Annotated in this window: 15 protein-coding genes; 4 read left to right on the top strand and 11 right to left on the bottom strand. The window is 69.5% G+C overall.

What is annotated here, in order from left to right; translation table 11 throughout:
* Positions 1-26: 26 nt before the first annotated feature.
* The 3 genes from BM013_RS32495 to BM013_RS32485 all read right to left on the bottom strand — a co-directional run bounded on the left by BM013_RS32495 (position 27) and on the right by BM013_RS32485 (position 6358).
* Entirely contained in the window at positions 27-1355 is a 1329-nt protein-coding gene (locus BM013_RS32495; RefSeq protein WP_093132826.1) for an SGNH/GDSL hydrolase family protein, read from the bottom strand.
* Between the two features lie 64 nt (positions 1356-1419).
* Complete coding sequence (locus tag BM013_RS32490; RefSeq protein WP_093132824.1) at positions 1420-4731, bottom strand: carboxyl transferase domain-containing protein; 3312 nt, start codon at positions 4729-4731, stop codon at positions 1420-1422.
* A gap of 13 nt (positions 4732-4744) precedes the next feature.
* Positions 4745-6358 (bottom strand): AMP-binding protein, encoded by a 1614-nt coding sequence (locus BM013_RS32485; RefSeq protein WP_093132896.1) that lies wholly within the window; start codon positions 6356-6358, stop codon positions 4745-4747.
* A gap of 124 nt (positions 6359-6482) precedes the next feature.
* Here BM013_RS32485 and BM013_RS32480 point away from each other — a divergent pair, with 124 nt between their 5' ends.
* Positions 6483-7172, top strand: a complete 690-nt coding sequence (locus BM013_RS32480) for a TetR/AcrR family transcriptional regulator (protein WP_093132822.1) — start codon at positions 6483-6485, stop codon at positions 7170-7172.
* A gap of 22 nt (positions 7173-7194) precedes the next feature.
* On the top strand, positions 7195-8457 hold the full coding sequence (locus BM013_RS32475; RefSeq protein WP_093132820.1) for a branched-chain amino acid ABC transporter substrate-binding protein: 1263 nt from the start codon (positions 7195-7197) through the stop codon (positions 8455-8457).
* 18 nt (positions 8458-8475) lie between these two features.
* Here BM013_RS32475 and BM013_RS32470 read toward each other — a convergent pair whose 3' ends face one another.
* Positions 8476-10029 carry a class I adenylate-forming enzyme family protein gene (locus tag BM013_RS32470; protein WP_093132818.1) on the bottom strand — a complete coding sequence of 518 codons (1554 nt, stop codon included), beginning with the start codon at positions 10027-10029 and terminating at the stop codon, positions 8476-8478.
* A 199-nt stretch (positions 10030-10228) separates the two neighbouring features.
* On the opposite strand from BM013_RS32470, the gene BM013_RS32465 reads away from it, so the two are divergent.
* A complete protein-coding gene (locus BM013_RS32465; RefSeq protein WP_093132817.1) occupies positions 10229-13468 on the top strand; it encodes a bifunctional cytochrome P450/NADPH--P450 reductase in 3240 nt (1079 codons plus the stop codon).
* 28 nt (positions 13469-13496) lie between these two features.
* Here the strand turns inward: BM013_RS32465 and BM013_RS32460 are convergent, their stop codons facing one another.
* The 6 genes from BM013_RS32460 to BM013_RS32435 form a co-directional block, all read right to left on the bottom strand.
* Entirely contained in the window at positions 13497-14204 is a 708-nt protein-coding gene (locus BM013_RS32460) for a DUF1444 domain-containing protein (protein ID WP_143098431.1), read from the bottom strand.
* 103 nt (positions 14205-14307) lie between these two features.
* Positions 14308-15087, bottom strand: coding sequence for an esterase/lipase family protein (locus BM013_RS32455; RefSeq protein WP_093132813.1), 780 nt, complete (start codon positions 15085-15087; stop codon positions 14308-14310).
* A gap of 86 nt (positions 15088-15173) precedes the next feature.
* Positions 15174-15809: a TetR/AcrR family transcriptional regulator gene (locus BM013_RS32450; RefSeq protein WP_093132811.1), complete on the bottom strand. Its 636-nt coding sequence runs from the start codon at positions 15807-15809 to the stop codon at positions 15174-15176.
* A gap of 27 nt (positions 15810-15836) precedes the next feature.
* Positions 15837-16325 (bottom strand): phasin family protein, encoded by a 489-nt coding sequence (locus BM013_RS32445; protein WP_093132809.1) that lies wholly within the window; start codon positions 16323-16325, stop codon positions 15837-15839.
* Positions 16326-16380: 55 nt separating this feature from the next.
* Positions 16381-16935, bottom strand: a complete 555-nt coding sequence (locus tag BM013_RS32440) for a hypothetical protein (protein WP_093132807.1) — start codon at positions 16933-16935, stop codon at positions 16381-16383.
* Positions 16936-17107: 172 nt separating this feature from the next.
* Positions 17108-18844 (bottom strand): WS/DGAT/MGAT family O-acyltransferase, encoded by a 1737-nt coding sequence (locus tag BM013_RS32435; RefSeq protein WP_093132805.1) that lies wholly within the window; start codon positions 18842-18844, stop codon positions 17108-17110.
* Positions 18845-19114: 270 nt separating this feature from the next.
* Between BM013_RS32435 and BM013_RS32430 the strand changes: the two genes are divergently transcribed.
* Positions 19115-21196 carry a prolyl oligopeptidase family serine peptidase gene (locus tag BM013_RS32430; protein ID WP_093132803.1) on the top strand — a complete coding sequence of 694 codons (2082 nt, stop codon included), beginning with the start codon at positions 19115-19117 and terminating at the stop codon, positions 21194-21196.
* A gap of 12 nt (positions 21197-21208) precedes the next feature.
* Here BM013_RS32430 and BM013_RS32425 read toward each other — a convergent pair whose 3' ends face one another.
* Positions 21209-21601, bottom strand: a complete 393-nt coding sequence (locus tag BM013_RS32425; protein ID WP_143098430.1) for a hypothetical protein — start codon at positions 21599-21601, stop codon at positions 21209-21211.
* Between the last annotated feature and the right edge of the window lie 45 nt (positions 21602-21646).

Here is a 21646-nt window from a genome sequence, read left to right as displayed (position 1 = left end):
CTCTTCATGCTCTTGCGAGCGCTCACTCACTCCATCAGTTCGCGCAGGTCGACGGCCGCGGCCATGGCCGCGTGGCCGGCCTTGTTGGGGTGCAGGTGGTCGCCCGAATCGAACAGCGGGTTCAGCGCCTGCGGGTCCGCGGGGTCGCGCAGCGCCGCATCGAAATCGATCACGCCGTCCACGTCCTGCCGTCCGCGGATCCAGCGGTTGACGGCCTCGCGCAAGGCCTCGTTCGCGCCGTTCCAGTAAGGCGTGTTCTTGAACGGCGGCACGGTGCCCAGCAGCACCTTCACACCCTTGGCGCGGGCCTGCTTGATCAGTTGCTGGAGCCCGTCGGTGAGGCGCTCGGCCGTGGGCCAGTCGCGGGGCGTCAGCTCGGCGCCCGGCACGCGCGCGAACACGGTGCGGCCGATGTCGTTGGTGCCCATCAGCACGATCGCATGGGTCACGCCGCTCTGGCGCAGGGCGTCGAGTTCGAAGCGCGAAAGCCCGCTGGGGCCGATGCCGTCGGTCAGCAGGCGGTTGCCGCCGATGCCGGCATTGAGCACCGCGATGTCCTGCCCGGCCGGCTGCGTGTCGCGCAGGCGCGTGGCCAGCATGTCGGGGTAGGCGCCGAAGGTGCCTTCCGACGTGCCCGCGGTGATGGAGTCGCCGAAGGCCACCACGGTGCGCACGGGCTTGGTGGTGAGCACGTCCAGCCCGGTCATGATCTGGTTGAGCACCATCGGCGTGGGATTCTTCAGCTTGGCCGCCGTCACGGCGTTGCCGGCGGCCACCCAGGTCGTGCCCGACTCGGGCATGGACACCGTGGAGAACGGCGTGGCGCGATCGAAGAAGGCGCTCACCACCACGGTCTGGCCGGCCTGCACGGGCAGGTCGACGCCGTCGCTCCAGGCGTCCGCGCCCGGTGCGATGGTCAGGCTGGTGCGGCCGCCGAAACGCAGCATGCGCAGCGAGGCGGGCGAGAACGCGTCGGCGCCGGTGCCGCGCGCCGCGCTCGCGGCGGCAATGCGCAGCGGCGTCTTGCCGAAGCGGTTCGAGAAGCGGATGCGGATGCGCTCGCCGTCCAGCGAGAGTTCGAGCTGCTGGCGCAGCGTCTGCCCGCGCAGGTCATTGCCGCCGGGCAGCGAATAGCTGGGCCCGCTCGGGCTCGCGGCCATCTCGCGGAAATCCAGCGGCGCCACGGCCCAGCTTGCCACCCAGTGCGCTTCGGCGGGTTGCTTGGGTGTGCTTGCCGTGGGAATCGCCTGCACGCCGAATGCGAGCGCCGCCAGGCAGAAAGCGGCCAGCCAATGCGTCAGGGCAAGCTCGCGCAAATGGCGCAAGTGAACGAGCCAACGGGAAACCAATGTCATGCAGGCAAAGCCGCTCAGTTTATGCAGCGGCTTTGTCCTTTGCGTGACGAGGTCTAGCGCACGGTTACCAAGTGTCCACGTACGAAGAGACCGGTTGCGGCGCCCGCGTGGCCGAATTCAGCCCGCGCACCAACCAGGTGCGCGTCTCGGCCGGGTCGATCACCGCATCGATTTCCAGCGTCTGCGCCATGTGGATCGCCTCGCCGTTCGCGTACTGCTGGTCGACGAGTTTCTTGAACAGCGCATCGCGTTCGGCGCCCTCCGCCACCGCGGCCAGCTCCTTGCGAAAACCCAATCGGACAGCACCCTCGAGGCCCATCGCGCCGAATTCGCCGGTGGGCCAGGCGACGGTGAAGACGGGTGCGTCGAAGCCGCCCGCGGTCATCGCCTGCGCGCCCAGGCCGTAGCCCTTGCGCAGCACCACGGCGAAGAACGGCACGCGCAGGTGCGAGGCCACCATGAACATGCGGCAGACGTGGCGCACCTGCGCCTGCGCCTCGATTTCGGGGCCGACCATGAAGCCCGGCGTGTCGCACAACGAAACAATTGGCAGGCCATGCGCATTGCACAGCTGCATGAAACGCGCGGACTTGTCGGCCGCCTCGACGTCGATGGCGCCGCCCAGGTGGTGCGGGTTGTTGGCCATGAGCCCGACCGGCTTGCCCTCGATGCGCGCGAGCGCGGTGACGATGCCCGCGCCGAAACCCGCGCGCAACTCGAGCAGCGAACCGGTGTCGGCCACGCCGCGCATCGCGGCGCGCACGTCGTACACGCGCAGCCGGTTCTGTGGCACCACGTGGCGCAGCGTGCGCGGGTCGGCGCATTGCCAGCCGGTGGTCGGCCCCTGGAAGTACGACAGGTACTGCTTGGCCGCGGCCACGGCGGCGGCCTCGTCTTCCACCAGGATGTCGATCACGCCGTTGCGCGACTGCACGCTGCTCGGGCCGATCTGCTCGGGCGCGAAGCTGCCCAGGCCGCCGCCTTCGATCATGGCCGGCCCGCTCATGCCGATGTTGCTGCCCTTGGTGGCGATGATCACGTCCGCGCAGCCCAGCAGCGCGGCATTGCCCGCGAAGCAGCGCCCGTGCACGATGCCCACCACCGGCACCTTGCCCGACAGCGCCGCGAACTGGCTGAAGGTGTGGTTGTTCAGGCCCGCGACGATCGGCATGTCGGTGTCGCCCGGCCGCCCGCCGCCGCCTTCGGCGAACAGCACCACCGGCAGCTTGAGCTGGTGCGCCACCGCCAGCAGCCGGTCGGTCTTGTGGTGGTTGCGCATGCCCTGCGTGCCGGCCAGCACGGTGTAGTCGTAGGCCAGCACGGCGCAGCGCGACGCTTCAGGTCCGAACTGCTGCGCGTTGATGCTGCCCAGCCCGGTCACCATGCCGTCGGCCGGCGTGTTGGCGATCAGGTCCTCGAGCGTGCGGCGGCGCGTCTGCGCGGCGATGGCGAGCGCGCCGTATTCGATGAAATTGCCGGGGTCGCACGCGGTGTCGCACAGGTCGGCGATGTTCTCGCGCGCGGTGCGCCCGCCTTGCGCGTGGCGCTTGTCGACGGCCGCCTTGCGGTTGGCGTCGAGCGTGGGCGCGTGGCGGTCGATGACCTTCTGCAGGTCGGGGCGGATGGCATCGAGGTCGTGCTCGGTGCGCGCCTCGGCCTCGACGGCCTGCGCGTCGACGGCCTCGAGCCGCACCAGCGACTGGCCTTCGACGAGGTAGTCGCCGGGCGCGGCCAGCAGCGCGACCACGCGGCCCGCCACGGGCGCGTGCAGCAGGTGCTCCATCTTCATGGCTTCGAGCACGCCGAGTTGCGCGCCGGCGGGCAGCACGTCGCCGACGTCGACCTCGAACTGCACGAGGCGCGCGGGCATCGGGGCCTTGACGGTGAGTTCGTTCGGCTCGTCGTCGGCAACTGCTGCTTGCGCGGCGGGTGCAGCGGGTGCGGCCGGCGCGGCCGCCATCTTCTTTACGTGCTTCTCGATCAGCGCCGCGGCCGCCAGCAGGTCGCCCAGGTGCGCTTCGACGAAGCGCGTGTGCACCGCCTGCGTGGCGAACTCGGGCCGCGCCGCAATGGCGCGCAGCAGCGCCAGGTTGGTGGCGATGCCGTCGATGCGGCATTCGTCCAGCGCGCGCAGCGAGCGGCGCAGCGCGTCTTCGAAACGCGGCGACGGTGAATGCACGATGAGCTTGGCCAGCAGCGTGTCGTAGTGCGGCGAAGGCGCGAGGCCCGTATAGCCGTGCGTGTCGACGCGCACGCCGGGGCCGGCCGGCAGCTCGAAGCGTGCGAGCGTGCCGCCCGACGGCCGCGCGTTGCCTTGCGCGTCGAGCGTCTCGGCATTGATGCGCCATTGCACCGCAAAGCCGCGCTGCGGCGCCGTGCGATCGGCCTCCACGCCCAGCGCGCTCAGCGGCTGGCCAGCGGCCACTTCGATCTGCAGCTGCACCAGGTCCAGCCCCGTCACCGCCTCGGTCACCGTGTGCTCGACCTGCAGGCGCGGGTTGGCCTCGATGAAGACGAAAGGCAAGGTCGCCGATGCCGCATCGACCAGGAACTCGAAGGTGCCGAGCCCGCGGTAGCCCACCGTCTTCGCCATGCGCAGCGCGGCCTGCGTGACCTGCGCGCGCAGCGCCTCGGGCAGCGACGGGCTGGGCGCGATCTCCACCAGCTTCTGGAAGCGCCGCTGCAGCGTGCACTCGCGCTCGCCGAGGCTGGCCACGGCCTGCCCGTCGCCCAGCACCTGCACCTCGATGTGCCGCGCGTTGCGCATCAGCCGCTCGACGTACACGCCCTCGATGCCGAAGGCCGCCTTGGCTTCGGACATGCAGCGCGCATGCGCCTCGGGCAGCTCGTCGGCGTTCAGCACCGCGCGCATGCCGCGCCCGCCGCCGCCGCCGATGGCCTTGACCATCACGCCCGCGCCCTGCGCATGCTGCTCGGCGAAGAAGGCCTGCGCCTGCGCGAGCGTCACCGCGCCCGCGCTGCCCGGCATCACCGGCACGTCGCATTGCGCGGCCAGCGCGCGCGCACGCGCCTTGTCGCCGAACAGGCCGAGCTGCTCGGGCGTCGGCCCGATGAACACGAGGCCGGCGTCCGCGCAGGCCTGCGCGAAATCGGCGCGCTCGCTGAGGAAGCCGTAGCCGGGGTGCACCGCGTCGCACCCCTGTGCCTTGGCCACCACGATCAGTGCGGCCACGTCGAGGTAGGCGGCGGGCCCGGTCGCATCGAGCGCGACGGCGGTGTCGGCCAGTTGCACGTGCAGCGCCGCCGCGTCGTCACGGGCGTGCACGGCCACGCTGGCAATGCCCAGGTCGCGCAAGGCGCGCACCAGGCGCACGGCGATCTCGCCGCGGTTGGCAATCAGAACTTTGGAGAACACGTGGGGGAACCTTTCAGGCCTTGTCCTTGAGCAGGCGGCGCAGCACCTTGCCCGCGCCGGTGGTCGGCAATGCATCGATGAAGCTCACGGCGCGCGGCGCCTTGTAGCTTGCCATGTTGTCGCGCGCCCAGGCCACCAGCGCGTCGGCCTCGAGCGTGGCGCCGGGCTTGCGCACGATGAAGGCCTTCACGACCTCGCCCTTCTCCGCGTCGGGCTGCGCAATGACGGCCGCCTGCGCCACCGCCGGGTGCTTGATGAGGATGGTCTCGACCTCTTCGGGGAACACGCTGTAGCCCGAGACCTTGATCATTTCCTTGAAGCGGCCGATGAAGGTGAGGTAGCCGTCGGCGTCGAGCTTGCCCATGTCGCCGGTGTGCACCCAGCCGTTGCGCAGCGTGGCGGCCGTGGCCTCGGGCTTGTTCCAGTAGCCCTTGAAGGAGCCCTTGCTGGTCAGCACGATTTCGCCGACCTCGCCCACCGGCATGTCGGCCTGGGTATCGGTGTCGACGATGCGGATGGTCACGCCCGGCACCGCGATGCCCTGCGTTCCCCAGCGCGGCGCATGGTGCGGCGTGTAGGTGTCGCAGGTGTGGGTTTCGCTCAGGCCGTAGGCGGCCTCGAACGACGTGCAGTGGGGTGCGTGCGAGCGCCATTGCTGCGCCAGCGGCTCGGTGAAGGTGATGCCGAAGCTGGTCACCGGGTTCATCTTGAGGCTGGACAGGTCGAACCCCGCGATGTCGCTCACCTGCATGCAGGCCACGTTCATCGGCGCGATGCTGTACCACCAGCTCACCTTGTAGGTGGCCACGGCCTGCAGCACGGCGCGCGGGTCGAAGCGGTGCAGCAGCACCGAGGTGGCACCGCTGAGCACGGGCACGTTCACGCCCATCAGCATGCCGGCGATGTGGTACAGCGGCGCGATGGACAGCAGCACGTCGGTGGGACCCACGCCGTTGCAGTCGGCCGCGGCGCGTGTCTTGAAGAGCGCGTTGCCGTAGCTCAGCATCGCGCCCTTGGGCAGCCCGGTGGTGCCCGAGGTGTAGGTCATGAGCGCGACGTCGTCCATGCCGATGGCCACGGGCTGCGGCTTCGCGCCGGTCTTCATCGCGGCGAGGAAGTCTTCGCAACCTTCGGGCACGCTGCGTTCGGCCTTGCGTTGCGCGGCCAGCTCGGCCGGCAGGTCGATCGACGTGGGGGCCGGCAGCAGGTCGGCGTAATGCACCACGAACACGTGCTCCAGGGCGCTGTCGGGCTGCACCTTGCGCACCACGGGCAGCAGCGGCGCGGCCGCGACGATCACGCGGGCCTTCAGATCGTTGACCTGGTAGGCCAGCTCGTGCTCCTTGTTGAGCGGACCGCTCGGGCAGACGATGGCGCCGATCTTCTGGATGCCGAAGTGCGCCACCAGGTACTGCGGGCAGTTGTTCAGGAAGAGCACCACGGGCTCGCCCTTGTTCACGCCCAGCGCCTGCAGACGCGCGGCGAAGGCGTCGCTCGCGCGGTCGAGCTCGGACCAGCTCATGGCCTGGCCGTACCAGATGCAGGCAGCGCTGGCGCCGCGCTCGCGGGCGTGGGTGCGCAGGTACTCGTGCAGCGGCTGCTCCACGCGATCGGGCAGTTCGCGCAGCGCGTACGGCGCGTGTGCTGCGGTCTTGTTTGTCTCCATGGCGTCACTTTCTCAGGGTTATCGATAGCCGCCCACGCATGGCGGGCGCTTGCCAATGCCGCATGGTGCACGAACAATCCTACCCATGGGTATAACTTCTGCGACACGGCACAAACCCTCTGGGGACCAGAGCGAAACCACGGCACAGCCGCACCTGCCGCAGGGCACCGGCCGCCAGCGCGCGGCCACGCAAGGCACCGACCTGCAGCGCGAGCGCATCCTGCAGGCCGCCGCGCAGCTGTTCGCGGCGCAGGGCTACGCCAACACCACCATGGCGCAGATCGTGCGCGCGCTGGGCGTGACCAAGCCCTTCGTGTACTACTACTTCCGCGACAAGCAGGAGATCTTCGAGACGCTGTCGTGGCGCCCCGCGGTCGACTGCTTCACCGCGCTCGACTTCGCGGCCGCCGACCCGCGCCGCGCCAGCGAGAAAGTGCTCGAGGGCATCGAGCGGCTGATTCGCGCGACCGTCACGCACCACCCCTGCGCCTTCTTCGCGTACCGCGAGCCGCAGGTGTACCGGCCCGAGTACATCGCCGCGCAGAAGAAGCTCGCGCACCACTTCTACGACCTGCTGTGCCCGCTGCTCGAGGAGGCGCGCCGCGACGGCGACCTCGACTTCGGCGAGACCAAGATCACCGCGCTCGCGGCCTGCAGCCTGCCGGGCTTTCTCTACAGCTGGTACCGCCCGGGCGGACGCCTGTCGCCCGACGAGGTGGTGGCCGAACTGACGAAGCTCGCCAGCCGCGTGATCGGCCTGCAAGCGAAGAACTGACAACCATCCCCGGAGACACACCATGAAGTTCAAGAAGGCGCCATCGGCACGACTGGCGCGGACCGCCCTTGCCTCTCTGCTTTGCATCGCAGGCGCGGCCCACGCGCAGCAGACCTACAAGATCGCCTACATCGACCCGCTCTCGGGCCCCTTCGCCAACGTCGGCGAGCTGATGCTCATGCACACGCAGTACGCCATCGAGGAGATCAACGCCAAGGGCGGCGTGCTCGGCGGCACCCGGCTGCAGCTGCTGCAGTTCGACAGCAAGCTCTCGGCGCAGGAAAGCCAGAGCGCGCTGCAGGCTGCGATCGACCAGGGTGCGCGCGCCATCGTGACGGGCGGCTCGGGCTCGTCGGTGGTCACGGCGCTGGTGCAGTCGGTGGCGCGCTGGAACCAGCGCAACCCGGGCAAGGAGCTGATCGTGCTGAACCACTCCTCCATCGACCCCGAGATGACGGGCAAGGCCTGCAGCTTCTGGCACTTCCAGACCGAGGCCAACACGGCGATGAAGATGAAGGCGCTGGCCAACTACATCAAGAAGACGCCCGACGTGAAGAAGGTCTACCTGCTGAACCAGGACTACGCGCACGGCAAGCAGTGGGCCAGCTACGGCAAGCAGCTGGTGGGCCTGGCGCGCCCCGACATCCAGTTCGTCGGCGAGACGCTGCACCCCATCGGCCGCGTGAAGGACTTCGCGCCCTACATCGCCAACGTGAAGCAGAGCGGGGCCGACTCGGTCATCACCGGCAACTGGGGCCAGGACATGACGCTGCTGTTGAAGGCCGCGGGCGACGCGGGCTACAACCTGCGCTACTTCAACCACAGCGCGGGCTCGGTGCCGGGCACGGTCACGGCGGTGTCGCAGGCCAAGCTTGGCCAGCTGACGTGGGTGGCCGAATGGCACCCGGGCGAGGCGGACACGCCCAAGGTCGACGCGCTGGCCAAGGCCTACAAGGCCAAGACGGGCAAGGACTTTCTCGCGCCGCGCATCGACATGACGCCGCGCCTGCTGGCGGCGGCCATCGACAAGGCGGGCAGCGTGGACACCATCAAGGTGGCGCGCGCGCTCGAAGACCTCACTTTCGACTCGGTGGTGGGCCCGGTGCGCATGCGCGGCGAAGACCACCAGCTGCTGCTGCCGCAGGTGGTGAACACCATCGCGCCGGTCGACGGCAAGGCGGTGAAGGTGGGCTGGGAAGGCACCAACTACGGCTTTCGCACCGACGCCGTGTACACCGGCAACGAACTGGCGCAGGGCACCGACTGCAAGATGGTCCGGCCCTGACGCCGGGCGCCCGGCGCCTCATGAGGGCTCGTCGCGCAGCCGCGCCTTGTGGATCTTGCCGGCCGGGGTCAGCGGCAGCTGCTCGCGCAGCACGATGTGCCGCGGCATCTTGTAGTCGGCGATGCGGCCGGCGCAGTGCGCGAGCAGCGCGTCCGCCGTCGGCGCGCGGCCGTCCCTGGGCACGACGAAGTAGCGGCCGACCTCGCCCAGCACCGCGTCGGGCACGCCGATGCCGGCCACCATCAGCACGTCGGGGTGGCTTGCGATCAGCGCCTCCACCTCGGCCGGGTAGACGTTGAAGCCGCCCTGGATGTACATGTCCTTCATGCGGCCCTTGAGCGTGATGAAGCCGCGCGCGTCCACCAGGCCGAGGTCGCCCGTGTGCAGCCATCCTTCGCCGAAGGCGCCGGCCCCCGCGGCCGCGCCGATGTAGCCGGGCACCACGCCCAGGCCGCGAAAGCACAGCTCGCCGATCTCGCCCGGCGCCAGCACGGCGCCGCCGGGGGCGCGCACCTGCACCTCCACGCCCTGCAAGGGCTGGCCGATGGCCTGCATGAGGTCGTCGTCGGCGCAGTCCGCGGGCGACATCACCAAGGCGCCCGAGGACTCCGACAGCCCGTAGAGGTTCATGACCGTCGCGCCCGGCATGCGCGCCTTCAGCTGCGCGAGCAAGGTGGCGTCGGCGTTCGAGCCGCCGGTGACGATGAGCCGCACGCTGCCCAGGTCGACCGACGCCGACGAGGGGTGCATCAGCAGCAGGGTCAGCATGGTCGGCACGCCGACCAGCAAGGCGGGCGGACGCCGCCGGACCATGTCGAGCACGGTCTGCGCCCTGAAGGTGCCGACCAGTTCGCAACTGCCGCCGGCCAGCAGCTGCGACAGCACGCCGCAGGTGATGCCGCCCACATGGTTGAGCGGATTTCCCAGCTGCAGCAGCTCGCCGGGGCGCACGCCGGTGTGGCGGGCCTGCCCCCAGGCCGAGGCGAGCATGCTGGCATGCGTGAGCGCGCAGCCCTTGGGCTGCCCGGTGGTGCCGGAGGTGTAGATGACCATCGCGAGGTCGTCCGCCCGCACGGCCGCGGACGCGGCGCCGAGCAGGTCGCGCCGCGCCGGCGCCGCCGCCATGGCGGCGAAGCGCGCGCCGTCGAGCGTCACCACCTGCTGCAATGCAGGCAGCCGCGGCGCCAGGCGCTCGAACATCGCCGCGCAGTCGAAGTCGTCCACCTGCCCGACGGTGAACACCGCCTGGCAGGCGCTGTCGGCGAGCATGAACGCGAGTTCGCTGTCGCGGTAGCGCGGACTCAGCGCGACCACCGCCACGCCGATGCGCGCGGCCGCGAAGAAGAGCTGCAGCCATTCGATGCGGTTCGGCGACAGCAGCGCGATGCGCCCGCCGCGGCGCAGCCCCATGTCCCACAGGGCCGTGGCGAGGTGCTCGCTGGCTTGCGCGGCCTGGGCGAAGGTGAAGCTGCGTTCGCCGTCGATGTAGGCCTCGACCCCGGGATGCCGCTGCGCGGCGCGGTCCAGGGCTTCGAAGAGTTTCAGTTCGGTCTCGGGTCCGGCGGAAGGCATGGCATGGCGGGGTGAAAGCAAGGGGTGGCCGCAGCGTAGGGGGCGCCCCCGGCACCGGCTTGCGTCAACCGGCTGGCGGCGCCCGCGGGGCGCCGGGCCTAAGGGAATCCCCGCCCCGCCCGCCCCCGTGCCGTCGGGATACTCCGGTTGTTACATCCCGGATATCCGAAGCGGGTCCATTCCAAAGGCACATCACCCCATGGCAGGCAAAAACTCGCTCTACCCGATCCCGCATCCGGCGAAGAAGCCCTTCGTCGGCAACCTGCTGTCGATCGGGTCCGACTCTCCCGTGCTCGACATGTGGAAGATCGCGCAGGACCTCGGCGGCATCTACTGGCTCGACATGCCGGGCATGCCGGTGATCGTGGTGTCGTCGCCCGCGCTGGTCGACGAGCTCTGCGAGGAGGCACGCTTCGACAAGAGCACGCGCGGCGCGCTGCGCCGGCTGCGCGCCGCGTCGCACGGCCTGTTCACCTCGGACACGCACGAGGAGACCTGGTCGAAGCCGCACAACATCCTGCTGGCCAACTTCAGCCAGCGCGCCATGCAGGCCTACCACCCGATGATGCTGGACATCGCGGGCCAGCTGGTGACCAAGTGGGAGCGGCTGAACTTCGACGAAGAGGTGGACGTGGTGCGCGACATGACCGCGCTCACGCTCGACACCATCGGCCTGTGCGGCTTCGGCTACCGCTTCAACTCGTTCTACCGCGAAGGCTTCCACCCCTTCGTCGATGCGATGGTACGCACGCTGGAGACGGTGCAGAACCGGCGCGGCCTGCCGCTCGAGGAATTCATGCTGAAGAAGGAGCTTGCGCAGCAGCGCAAGGACATCCGCTACATGCACAAGATGGTGGAAGACATCATCGCGGAGCGGCGCGCGAGCGGCGCCGACATCGCCACCAAGCCCGACCTGCTGAGCTACATGATCGCGGGCGTGGACAAGAAGAGCGGCGAGCAGCTCACCGACAAGATGATCCGCGACGAGTGCATCGAATTCCTCATCGCGGGGCACGAGACCACCAGCGGGCTGCTGTCGTTCGCCATCTACTTCCTGCTGAACAACCCCGAGGCGCTGGCCAAGGCGCAGGCCGAAGTCGACAACGTGTTCGGCCCCGACACCACGCAGAAGCCCACCTACGCGCAGGTCAACCGGCTGCAGTACGTGATGCAGGGGCTGAAGGAGTCGCTGCGCATGTTCCCCACCGCGCCGGCCATCTCGATGCGCGCGAAGGAAGACACGACGATCGGCGGGCAGTACACGATCAAGAAGAACAACATGGTCATCATGCATGCGCTGGCGCTGCACCGTGACAAGGGCATCTGGGGCGAGAACGCCGACCGCTTCGACCCCGACCACTTCACGCGCGAGGCCGAGCGCGAACGGCCGGTAAACGCCTTCAAGCCCTTCGGCAACGGGCAGCGCGCCTGCATCGGGCGGCAGTTCGCCCTGCAGGAGGCGGTGCTCACGCTGGGCATGATCCTGCAGCGCTTCAACCTGGTGGACCACACGGGCTACCAGCTGAAGATCAAGGAGGCGCTCACCATCAAGCCCGAGGGCTTCAGGATCAAGGCGCTGCTGCGCGACCCGGCCACGCGCCCGCGCGGCAACATGACCGACGCGGCGGCCGCGCCCGTGCAGCCCACGCAACCCGCGCCGCGCAAGCCGCAGGCTGCGCGCCACGGCACCTCGCTGCTGGTGCTGCAGGGCTCCAACCTGGGCACGGCCGAAGACCTGGCGCGCCAGCTGGCCGAGGCCGGCGAGATGCGCGGCTTCTCCACGCAGCTGGCCTCGCTCGACGACTATGCCGAGCGCCTGCCGGCCAACGGCGCGGTGGCGATCGTCTGCGCCTCGTACAACGGCGTGGCGCCCGACAACGCGGCCGAGTTCCACCGCTGGCTCGACAAGGCCGACGATGCGCTCAACGGCGTGCGCTTCAGCGTGTTCGGCTGCGGCAACACCGACTGGGCCGCGACCTACCAGGCCGTGCCGCGGCGCATCGACGAGCGGCTCGAGGCGCTGGGCGCCACGCGCGTGCATCCGCGCGGCGAAGGCGATGCGCGCGAGGACATGGACGGCGCCTTCCAGGACTGGAGCGACGCGCTCTGGCCCGAGCTGGTGAAGGCCTTCGACATCAAGACCGGCGCCGGCACGCCCGTGCAGAGCGAGCCGCTCTACACGCTGGAAGAGCTGCCGCCGCCGCAGAAGAACGCGATCGTCGACGCGCTGGGCGCGGTGGCGCTGCGGGTGATCGAGAACCGCGAGCTGCAAAGCAGCAGCGGCAGCAGTAGCGGCAACCCCGACGGTGAGGCGGTCCGCTCCACGCGCCATGTCGAACTGATGCTGCCCGAGGGCCTGATCTACCGCGCCGGTGACCACCTGAGCGTGGTGCCGCGCAACAGCCCGAAGCAGGTCGAGCGCGCGATGGCGCGTTTCGGCTTCGACCGCACGGCCCACGTGCGCCTGCATGCGGGCGCGGGCCGCAAGGCGGCACTGCCGGTGGAACAGGTGATTGCGGTCGACCGCCTGCTGGGCGACTACGTCGAGCTGCAGGACGTGGCCACGCGCAAGCAGATCGCCACCCTCGCGGCCCATACCGAATGCCCCTTCACCCGACCGAAGCTGGTGGCCCTGTCGGGCAGCGACGAAGCCTCGCAGGCCGCCTACAAGGCCGAGGTGCTGCACAAGCGCAAGTCGCTGCTCGACCTGCTGGAAGAGCACCGCGCATGCCAGGTGCCGTTCGCGGTGTTCCTGGAAATGCTGTCGCCGCTGTCGCCGCGCTACTACTCGATCTCCTCCTCGCCGACGATGACGCCGGGCAGGTGCAGCGTGACGGTGGGCGTGGTGAATGGGCCCGCGAAGTCGGGCCTCGGCACCTTCGAGGGCGTGTGCTCCAACTTCCTGGCGCGCGCCGAAGCCGGCGACACGGTGCACGGCGTGGTGCGCGAGACCACGGCCGAAGGCTTCCGGCTGCCCGACGAGGCGAGCCGCCCGCTGATCATGGTCGGCCCGGGCACCGGCCTCGCGCCGTTCCGCGGCTTCCTGCAGGAGCGCGCGGCGCAGGTCGAGGCGGGGCACGCGGTGGGCGAGGCGCTGTTGTTCTTCGGCTGCCGCCATCCGGAGCAGGACTTCATCTACGCCGACGAGCTCAACGCCTGGGCGCACCGCGGCGTGATGAAGCTGCACACCGCGTTCTCGCGCGCGGGCGAGCGCAAGGTCTACGTGCAGGACCTGATCCGCGAACAGGCGGCACAGGTGTGGCAGCTGCTGGAAGCCGGCGCCGTGGTCTACGTGTGCGGCGACGGCTCGCGCATGGAGCCCGACGTGCGCCGCACGCTCAGCGACCTGGCGCGCGAGCACGGGCACGACAGCGCCGCGTGGATGGACCGGATGATTGCCGACCAGCGCTACGTGCTGGACGTGTGGGCCGGCAGCTGACGGTCCTCCGGCACCGAAGGTGCTGCAGCTAGACCTGCAGCGCCGCGGCGTGCGCCTCGAAGGTGCCGCGCACCTTCCAGCCCTCGGGCGTCAGCGCAATCACCTGGTCCGAGAGCCCGCGCGCGCCGGCTTCGGCCTTCACGCGCGCCGCCGACGAGCACATGAGCTGCAGCATGGTCGAGGCCGAGATCGGTTCGCCGGCAATCTCGAGCTCGGCACCGCTGTCCATGTAATAGAGCGCGTTTTGACTTGGAACCGCCGCGATCAGCTCGCCCTTGAAGCCGCGCGACAGCCGGGCCCACAGGTCGGGCAGCAGCAGCATGCTGGCTTCGAGGTCGTGGCCCGTGACCAGCGCCTTGTACACGGTGAGGTCCTGCGTGGCGATGTTCGCTCCGGCCTTGCGCTGCAGGTTGTCCAGGGCCTGCTCGTGCAGCGCCTGCGGGTCGAGCCCCATGCCCATGAGGCACCGGCTGGTCAACGGCATGGCGGGGGCGCCAGGGGTGGAGGGCGCAGGTGAATCGATGGTGTAGGTGACCTGCAGGTCCAGCTTCGCATCCTGGCCGAGCGCCGAGGTGAAGGCCCTGCGGACGCCACGCGGGGTGAGCGTGTCGAGTGCATCGAGGGTGGGCTCCGGGCTGACTGCGCTGCCGGGGCCGGGGCCGGGGCCGCGCAGGGTGTCGGCGTGGGCGATGCGGGGATAGACGCGGGGATGGGTGCGATGCGGGGTGCAGTTCATGACGGGCGCCATTGTTCCGGCAGGGCCGCGGGGCACCAAGGTCAGAAGTCACGTTCCGCAAACGAAGAAGCCGGCAATGCCGGCTTCTTCGTGCTTTCGTGAATCACATCTCGCGATCGGGGTCCGGATACACCAGCGGCCCCAGCAAGCCGCGATTGAAGGGCTTCCACTGGCCCTCGGCCTGCGCCAGCCGGTCGGCCACCGCATACAGCACGGCGGGATGCGCGCCCAGGCCCAGGTGGCTGGCCATCACCTCGATGTTTTCCGACTGCGGGCCGGTCTTCTCGATGCTGCAGCGCCAGGCCACCACGCCGTCGGTGCGGCTGAAGATCGAGGTGGTCGGCACGGGCGGTGTGGGCTGCACGAACTTCATGCGCCGCGGATCGTGTGAACTTTGTCCGCTCACGCCCTCGTACACGCGCCACGCGTTGGTGGCGCGCGGGCTGCCCGAGAACGGGCTGCCCAGCGTGATGACGTTGCGGATCATGTGCGAGTACGACGACGCCAGCAGCCGCGCGTACACGCCGCCCAGGCTCCAGCCGATGACGCTGACCTTCTCGCCGTTCTTCTCGTGCAGCGTCTTCAGCAGCTCGACCATGCCGTCTTCCACGCCTTCGCGCGGACCGAGGTTGCGGCCCAGGCCCCAGCCGTGCGCGTCGTAGCCGCGGCTGCACAGGTAGCGGCGCAGCAGCAGCGTGGAGCCGTCGCCGGCCACCAGGCCGGGCAGCACGATCACCGGGTGGCCGTCGCCGCGCGGCGTGAGCTGCAGCAGGGGCCACATGGCGATGCCGGCGCCGGTTTCCCAGAGCGCGCGGGCTTCGGCCAGCAGCAGCAGGCGCGAGGGCGGTGCGATGGGTTCCTTGGCGTGGGTGGCGGTGGTCATGGTGGATGGCTCCTTGTCGGTTTTTATCTTCTTCATTGCGAACCTGGGGCTGTGGCAGCCAATGCCCCGTCGGACAACGTCGTCATTTATCCGAGGTATTTACCCCTCAGGTAGTCGAGGTAAGCCCTCGATTCGCTGGAAACATACGGCGAAACCAGGGTGAGTGTGTAGAAAGCCGCCAGGCCGGGGTCGGCCTGCGCGAGCGCGTCGCGGCCCGGCACGAGCCGCTCGAACGACAGCCAGCAGGTGGTGGTGAAGACCATCTGCAGCGCCAGGATGCGCGCCTGCTCCGCGCTGGTCTCGATCACGCCGGAGGCCACCAGCCCTTCGCACAGCGCCTGCGCGGCCAGCAGGTTCTGCGCCGTCATGGCCTGCGCGCGCTGGCCCAGCGCGGGGTATTCGCCGGCCAGGAAGGCCATGTCGCGGTAGATGAAGCGGTATTCGTCGATGGCCTCGAAGCGCAGGTGCAGCGCGAGCCAGAGGTCGTCGATGGCGGCAATGGCGACCGAGGAGCCGTTCAGCGCCTCGAGCCGCTGCTCGAAACGCCGGAACAGCCACTCGACGATCAGCTGCTTGGCCTTGAAGTGGTAGTGCAGGTTGCCCGGGCTGATGCCGAGCTCGGCCGCGATCTTGTGCGTCGACACGGCGGCGAGGCCTTGCGCGTTGAACAGCGCGAGGCTGGTCTGCAGGATGCGGTCGCGTGTGGTGTTGGAACTGGCCACGAACGGCTTGCGTAGTCGCTCGGCGGCTCAGCGCCTGGCGCGGCTGCGCGGGGCGGCCTTGGCGGTGGCGGCGGTGCCCTGGGGGCCTCGGGTGCCTTGGCTGCCTTCGAGCTGCGCCACGCGTTCGCGCAGCGTCGCAACCTCGTCGCGCAGGGCCTGCACCTCTTCGGCGCCGGGCATGCCCAGGCGCTGCAGCGCGGTGGCGACGCGCTGGTCGAACACGTCCTCGAACTTGCGGATGCCGAAGCCGTCGAGCCCCGGCACCTTGCCCTGCCCGATGCCGAGCAGGCCTTCGATGACGTTGGCCTGGCGCTTGGCGACGTCGTTGCGCACGTTGTCCAGCGCCTTCAGGCCGGCACGCAGCAGGCCTTCGGCCTTGCCGGGTTCCGCGGGCTTGCCGGCCGCGGGCGCCGCCTTGCGGGGCGCGGCTTTCTTCGCCGCAGGCGTCTTCCCTGCAGGCTTTGCGGGTGCCGCCCTCTTCTTCAACTTTGCAGTTTCGTCAGGACGGGTCGCCATGCAGTGCTCCAGGTACCGGAAAAATGAGAAAGGGCGCCGCGAGGCGCCCCGGGGGTCAGGCCGCCTTGCGGGCGGCAGCGCGGCGAACCGGCTTCTTGGCCACGGTGGCCTTGGCCTTCACCGTGCGCACCGGCGCGGCTTGCTCGGCGCCGCTCACGCGGGCTTCGATCTGCTTGGTGCCGGCAACGATCTTGTCGGCGATCTGCACCGAGACGGTGGCGATCGGCTGGTTCAGCGCGCCCAGGGCGTTGATCACCGAGGTGGCGACCGGCGACTCGACGCGGGCCACGCGGCCGGCCACGGTTTCGATGCCGCTGGCGGTGCCGGCGGCCATGCGGTCCATCACGGACACGATGCGGCCGGTGTCGATGTCCAGGCGGTTGGCCAGGAAACCGTTGATCTTTTCCTGCGCGCCGATCAGGTTGGCCTTCACCTGTTCGCTCACCAGCGGGATCTGGCGGTTGCCGAGGAATTCGCTGTAGCGCGAAGCGGCGCCGCCCAGCAGGCGGTGCACGCCGGTGCGGTAGGCGCCGACCAGGGTCTTGCCGGCGTCGTTGTACTGGCCGACGACGTGAAGGGCTGCGGAAGCGATGGTGGTTTGCGTGGACATGGTGATTTCCTTGAAGTTGATGGGCTCGCGAAGGAAACGGGTGTCTGTCGATCGCGATGGGCCTATCTTCTTCCGCAGGGCCTAGGCCTGGAAAACTAGAACGGTTGGAAAACTAGTCCAACTGCCCCAATTCTCCCGAATCTTCTTCGCCAGGCCCGGCGACCTGCGCCGATCATGCCGCAGCGGCACGCGGCGCGGCGGCGCGCTTGGCCGGCGCGGCCTTGCGGGCCGCCGGCTTGGGCGCTGCCTTGGCGGGCGCTTTCTTTGCCGCGGGCTTTACGGCGGCCTTGATCGGGGCCTTCACCGGGACTTTGGCCGAGGCCTTGGCCGGGGCCTTCACTGCAACCTTCTTCGCCGCCGCCTTCACCGGCGCCTTCTTGCGCGCGGCCGGCGTCTTCCTTGCCGCCGGGGCCGCGGCGGGCGCCTCGTCGTCCGAAGGCTCTTCCACGGTCTTCGGCGGCACCGGCGCAGGCGCCGCGCCGGCGGCGGCCGGGTGCTTCTGCGTCAGCTCCATCAGCAGCTTGTGCTCGGCCAGCATGTAGTCGCCGATCTCGGTGATGTCGGGCACCGCGCGGCGGCAGGCGATCAGGCCGTAGTCCATGCGGCCGTTGTAGCTCTGCACCGTCACGTTGAGCGCCGTGCCGTGGCTGGCGATCGACACCGGGTAGTAGCAGGTGACCAGCGCGCCGGCGAAGTACATCGGAAACGGCGCGCCCGCCACGTTCGAGATGGCCACGTTGGCCGCCGGCGGCAGCAGGTTGACGAGGCCCGAGCGGCCCACCATCGAGGCGATGCCCGACACCAGCCAGGGCGCGGCAAAGGTCGGAAAGTCGTCCAGGATCACCGCCTTGAAGCGGTTCATGGTCGACTTCGAAGAGTTCGACGACGCGTTGATCGCCTTCAGCCGCTGCACCGGGTCGGTGATGTCGGTGGCCAGGCTCACCAGGATCATGCTGGCCTGGTTGTTGGCCGTCTGGTCGCCCGCCTCGCGCAGGCTCACCGGCACGCCGGCCACCAGCGGCTTGGCCGGCAGCTCGTTGTTGTCGGCCAGGTAGTGGCGCAGCGCGCCGGCCACCGTGGCCATCACCACGTCGTTGAGCGACACGCCGAAGTGCTTGGCGATGTACTTGGTCTCGGCCAGCGAGATGGTGCGCCCGGCAAAGGTGCGCTGGTTGGTGATCGACACGTTGAGCGAGGTGCGCGGCGCGAAGAGGTTGAACTTCTTCGGCGCGCCGGCCGTGTCCTTCTCGGCCGCCTTCTCGTCGGGCTTGGCCAGCCCGCCGATGGCGCGCGCGATGGCCGGCGCCATCTTGAAGAGTTTCACGTACTGCTGCGCGGTGTTGCGCAGCGCCGCCGTTGCAAGCTCGGCCATGCCCAACTGGTAGCCGCTGCCGCGCGGGCGCGAACGCGGCGGCTTCACCACGCGGCCCGTGGCCTCGAGGTCGAAGATGGCCTTGCCCACTTCCACGCCGGCCTGCCCGTCGATGCCCGCGTGGTGCACCTTGGTGTAGAGCGCCACCTGGCCGCTCTTCAGCCCGTCGATGATGAAGAACTCCCACATCGGCCGGCTGCGGTCGATCAGCGTGGAATGCAGCCGCGCCACGTACTGCTGCAACTGCCGGTTGGTGCCGGGCTTGGGCAGCGTGATGTGGCGCACGTGGTAGTCGAGGTCGATGTCCTCGTCGTCGACCCACACCGGGTTGGACATGTCGAAGGGCATCAGCGCGAGCTTGCGCGTGAACACGTCGGCCAGGTGGATGCGGCTGGCCATGAAGTTCTTGGCGTCTTCGTAGAAGTCGCCCTTGTAGCCCTTGGGCAGGTCGAGCACGTTCAGGGAGCCCACGTGCATCGGCATTTCCGGCGTTTCCAGGTGCAGGAAGGTGGCATCAAGACCGCTCAGGTGTTTCATGTGTTGTGTCTCCTTGGTGGGGCATGCGCCGTTCGGCAGGATAGCGCGGGCATTGCGTTCGTGGGCCCCGCGTTCTTCAGTGTTTCCACCGGGGGGAAGGCACCGGCGGGACAGGGGTTTGCCCGAAGCCGCTCGAAGTAATGAAAAAGTCACGCACGCTCAAAGGGGGCTGCAACACCTGCTCACAGGCGCGCGTGCAGGAGCCTGTGCAGGGGCCTGTACGGGGGCTTGTGCACGACCTCTTTCACACGGCCTCCGTACACTGGGGCCATGACATCCAGCCTCCCCCCGACGCCCTCGACACAATCGACGCCTTCGACGCATTCGCAAGACGACCACCTCTGGCTCGAAGACATCGACGGCGAAAAGCAGCTCGCCTGGGCCCGCGAGCAGAACGCGCTCACCGTGCAGGCCTGTGCGAAGTCGCCTGCGTTCGAGGCGCTCCAGCAGGGCATCCTCGAGGTGCTCGACTCGAACGAACGCATTCCGATGGTGAGCAAGATCGGCGCGCGCTTCTACAACTTCTGGCGCGACAAGGACCACCCCAAGGGCCTGTGGCGCCGCACCACGCTCGACGAGTACCGCAAGGCGCAGCCCGCATGGGAGACCGTGCTCGACCTCGACGCGCTGGCCGCCGCCGACCGGGAGAACTGGGTCTGGCACGGCGCCGACTGCCTCGACCCCGACTACAAGCGCTGCCTGATCTCGCTGTCGCGCGGCGGCGCCGATGCCGACGTGGTGCGCGAGTTCGACCTGGAGACGAGCCGCTTCGTCGAAGGCGGCTTCACGCTGCCCGAGGCGAAGAACCACGTGGGCTGGAAAGACATCGACCACCTCTACGTGGCCACCGACTTCGGCCCCGGCTCCATGACCAGCTCCAGCTACCCGCGCATCGTGAAGCAGTGGCGGCGCGGCACGCCGCTGGACAGCGCGGTGACGGTGTACGAAGGCCTGCACGAAGACATGTCCGTGGGCGCCTACCGCGACAACACGCCCGGCTTCGAGCGCGACTTCGTCTCGCGCCAGATCGACTTCTACGACAGCGAGACCTGGCTGCGCGCGGCCGACGGCACGCTCGCCAAGATCGACGTGCCCGACGACTCGCTGGCCGAGATCACGCGCGAATGGATGCTGATCGAGCCGCGCACCGACTGGACCGTGGGCGGCGCCACCTACAAGTCGGGCTCGCTGCTGGCCACGAAGTTCGACGACTACATGGCCGGCAAGCGCGAGCTCACCGTGCTGTTCGAGCCCGACGACACCACCGCGCTGGACAGCCATTCATGGACGCGCCACCACCTCATCGTCAACGTGATGCACGACGTGGTGAACCGGCTCGAGGTGCTCACGCCGCCGGCCGACGGCAAGGGCCCGTGGACGCGCGAGAGCCTGGGCGGCGCGCCGGCGCTCTCGACCATCGCGGCGGGCGGCATCGACGAGGACGAGAACGACGACTACTTCCTGACCGTGAGCGGCTTCCTGCAGCCGACCACGCTCTACATCGGCACCATCGGCCAGGGCGAGCCCCAGGTGCTGAAGGACAGCCCCGCCTTCTTCGACGCTTCGCGCTACCGCGTGAGCCAGCACTTCGTGACCTCCAAGGACGGCACGCGCGTGCCCTACTTCGAGATTGCCGCCAAGGACCTGCAGGCCAACGGAAAGAACCCCACGCTGCAGTACGCGTACGGCGGCTTCGAGATTGCGCTGCAGCCCAGCTACAGCGGCAGCATCGGCCGCGCGTGGCTCGAGCAGGGCGGCGTGTACGTCATTGCCAATATCCGCGGCGGCGGCGAGTACGGCCCGCGCTGGCACCAGGCCGCGCTGCAGGAGAACCGGCTGCGCACCTGCGAGGACTTCGCGGCCGTGTCCGAAGACCTGATCGCGCGCAACATCACCTCGCCCGCGCACCTGGGCGCCATGGGCGGCAGCAACGGCGGCCTGCTGATGGGAAACATGCTCACGCTGTACCCGCAGCTGTACGGCGCGATCGTGAGCGAGGTGGCGCTGCTCGACATGCGGCGCTACACGCAGCTGTCGGCCGGCGCCTCGTGGATTGCGGAGTACGGCGACCCCGAGCAGCCCGACGAGTGGGAGTTCATCAAGACCTTCTCGCCCTACGAGAACGCCAAAGCGGGCGCGGCCTACCCGCCCGCCCTGTTCACCACCTCCACGCGCGACGACCGCGTAGGCCCGGTGCATGCGCGCAAGATGCACGCGAAGATGGTGGCGCTGGGCCACGACAGCCGCTTCTACGAGAACATGGAAGGCGGCCACAGCGCGGCCACGGACAACAAGGAATCCGCCTTCATGGACGCGCTGGGCTACGCGTACCTGTGGCAGCACATCCGCTAGGCGGGCGCGGCCTCAGCCGGGGCTGAGCTGTCGCTCTCCGCGCCCTTCCCGTTCCGCTCGCCCCTCACGCCCCTTACGCACCTCCCGCCGCGGCCGCTTGCGCGGCTCCGCGCAGGTCGCGGGCCGGCCTTCGCTGTAGCGCCCGTCCCGGCACGGGTCGGGCACCTGGCGCTCGGGCTCGCGGTAGCGCAGGCGCTGCTCTTCCTCGCGCTCGAGCTTGTGCAGGAGCTCCTCGCAGCTCGTGGCCTGCCCCAGGCTGTAGCGGCCGTCGCGGCGGGGTTCGTCGCCGGCCGGCGGCGGCGCGTCGAAGCCGGCGATCACCATGGCCGCCGCGGCGGATGCCAGCAAGAACAAGGCGCCGAAAACGATCACTTCGAGGACGAGGGTGGTTTGGAAGGTGCGCATGGTGGGTTCCGTGCGGCGCCTGTCGCGCGGCCGCGGCGCATCTTG

This window comes from Variovorax sp. OK605 (genome assembly GCF_900115445.1).
Lineage (GTDB): Bacteria > Pseudomonadota > Gammaproteobacteria > Burkholderiales > Burkholderiaceae_C > Variovorax.
Note: the sequence above shows the minus strand (reverse complement) of the source record. Positions and strands in the feature narration are given on the sequence as shown.